The 2,469-nt window shown below is 34.8% G+C and carries 3 protein-coding genes; all 3 read left to right on the top strand.

Features of this window, described 5'->3' with window-relative positions; genetic code table 11:
• A partial coding sequence (locus P20652_RS13205; protein ID WP_237707098.1) for a S41 family peptidase occupies window positions 1-1,238 on the top strand: 1,238 nt, incomplete at its 5' end.
• Between the two features lie 113 nt (window positions 1,239-1,351).
• Entirely contained in the window at window positions 1,352-1,732 is a 381-nt protein-coding gene (locus tag P20652_RS17625; protein ID WP_033017206.1) for a hypothetical protein, read from the top strand.
• Window positions 1,733-1,841: 109 nt separating this feature from the next.
• The gene (locus P20652_RS13210) at window positions 1,842-2,297 is read left to right on the top strand and encodes a hypothetical protein (protein ID WP_033017204.1); all 456 of its coding nucleotides are present in this window, start codon (window positions 1,842-1,844) and stop codon (window positions 2,295-2,297) included.
• Window positions 2,298-2,469: the final 172 nt, after the last annotated feature.

Below are 2,469 nucleotides of genomic sequence, written 5' to 3'. Positions count from 1 at the left end.
GCCTAAAGGAATATAGTGTGAAATTTCCCCTTCTATTATTATCAATGATCTCACTCCATTGTTACGGAGTTAATGATGTAGATATTAAAAATTGGAAAGCTGATCTAGAGTTTTATTCTAAAAAGATGTCTGAAAAACATATAGATCTTTACCATACGATTTCTAAGCAAAGCTTTAATGAAGAGGTAACGCAACTTAAAAGCTCTCTATCCTCTTTAACGAAAAATCAGTTATTAATTGAACTGATGAAGTTGACACAAAAAATTGGTGATGGGCATACATCATTTCCTTTATGGGGAGCTAATTTAAAAAGTTTTCCTATTCAGTTAAAGGTGCTCAATGGTGAGCTTTATGTAATTAAAACTACCAAGGATTTTAAACACCTCCTTGGTGCGAAACTTGATAAAATTAACGACATGAATGCAGAAGAAATCTACCGTTTATTTTCTCAACTAACACCTTTTTCTGAAAACAAATACTCAAGACAAGTAAGGGCAGCACAATATATCCCAAAAGCCGAGTTACTTAATGGACTGGGACTTATCAACGATACATTTCAAGCTCGATTCACATTCACAATAGGCAAAGAACTAATTGAACAGCAATTAGAACCATCTCACTCAAATGAGTACACAGCCGAACTCACCTATCTAAACAATTCCATATTTTCGATTGAGGAAAAACTAAACGAGAATCTTTGGTTTGGGTCATTAAACGATAAGAAAGTGGTCTATTTTAAATTTCGCCGTTATACATCAATATCAAAAATGGAATCACTGGGCGAAGATTTATTATCTTTCATTAATAAAAACAAATCTAAAAAGTTAATAATTGACCTTAGAGACAATTATGGTGGAGACTTTTTTGTAGGTTTAAAGTTGGCTCAACTTCTCGTGCTGGCTGACAGTATAGATTGGAAGACAGGAGTTTATGTTCTTATTGATAATGTAACTTTCTCAGCTGCAATGAGTAACGCAGCTCAGTTTTCACAATTACTGAACGCACAATTAATTGGTGAGCCTACAGGTGCCAAACCTTCAGGTTATCAAGATATGGGGCAGTTTATTCTACCTAATTCCAACCTAGAGGTGACATATTCAAAACGATTATATCATTTCACTAGTGATCTTAAGGATGCGTTATACCCAGATATTAATATAGAGGTATCAATTGATGACTATATTTCAAACAAAGACCCTCAATTAAAATGGATATTAAATGATATAGGTTTGAATTAATCGGCTTATAACAAGCAATTCAACAGGACTAAAAACAGCAGGCTGTTCGCTCCGCTTCATTTTAGCCCACTATTTTTAGCCCGTTAATTGGGCGTTATGTTGCTAGGGAAGCTATGTTCAAAATTATCGCATTAGTTGTGTTTTCGTTATTTTCTCTTAATAGCAATGCATGCTTTCAGCCGCCGCCGGGACTTACCGAATTACATGAGTCCCAAGCAAAATTCTATTTTATGTCCGCAATAGTTTTACTGATCATTTCTATCGGACTACGCCTTATATCAAACCGAAATAGAGTTTGGGTTCCACTATTATTTATAGCTACCTTTACATATTTTCCTGCTTATCTTTGGCATTGGGGACAATCGTCAGGCTCTTGTGGCAGACCTGAAATCGTATTTGCCTTTCAAGTTTTTGCGGGTGGTATGTTATTTTTATCTGTTTACGAAGCAATAAAGTTTTACAAACAAAAAAGACTCGGTAAAATAGCAACATAACAAGAATTTCAAGAGGGACAAAATAAAGTTGGCTGTTTTTCGTTCCTCAAACATTTTAGCCAACTATTTTAAGCCTCTGAATGAGGCGTTATATGCCAAGGAGAGTATATTGGAAATCATCAAGGCTTCATTAAAAATGATAGGGAAAGGGTTTCTATACGGCACCGGCTTTGCCTTAGGTGTGTGGTTTTTATTTACCTTTGTTCTAAGTAATATTCGCTATCCTAATTCACCAATAGCCGCAGAATCAGAAAGTGTTATGGTAGCAAATAGTACCAAGGTAAAATCTAGCAAAATAAAAATTATAAGCTCTAAGTCAATCTCTAGACCTTATCTAATAGACATTATTGGAACCTTAAAAAACACAGGTGACTTATCTACAAGTGGCGTAAATCTTAAAGCAGATCTCTTCGATGAAAATAACAATTTCATATTCCAATGTGAAACTTGGTTGTCTGACGAGATTGCACCTGATCAATCATTAAATTTTAAAGTTGGCTGCCATGGTATTAACGAAGATATCTATAAAAATTTCGGTAGTTACAAACTGAAAGCATCTAGGTAATTGGCACTTAGCAGCCATAAATAAGCGAATCAAACACCAACAAAAAAGGCGCTTCCTTTACAGTAAGCGCCCTTCTGTTATCTCATTAATTACTTATTTTACGATTGTCATTTCGTCTAACAAGTTTTGTCCATTATCTACTTTATCCATTACCCATTACCCACAGCATGTA

The organism is Pseudoalteromonas sp. BSi20652 (genome assembly GCF_000239855.1).
Classification (GTDB): domain Bacteria; phylum Pseudomonadota; class Gammaproteobacteria; order Enterobacterales; family Alteromonadaceae; genus Pseudoalteromonas.
The sequence above is the reverse complement of the archived record's forward strand: the minus strand, read 5'-3'. Positions and strand labels throughout refer to the sequence as shown.

Bases quoted from the DNA above. Each gene is read 5' to 3' on its own strand.
- P20652_RS17625 (WP_033017206.1), top strand. From the start codon at position 1,352: ATGTTCAAAATTATCGCATTAGTTGTGTTTTCGTTATTTTCTCTTAAT.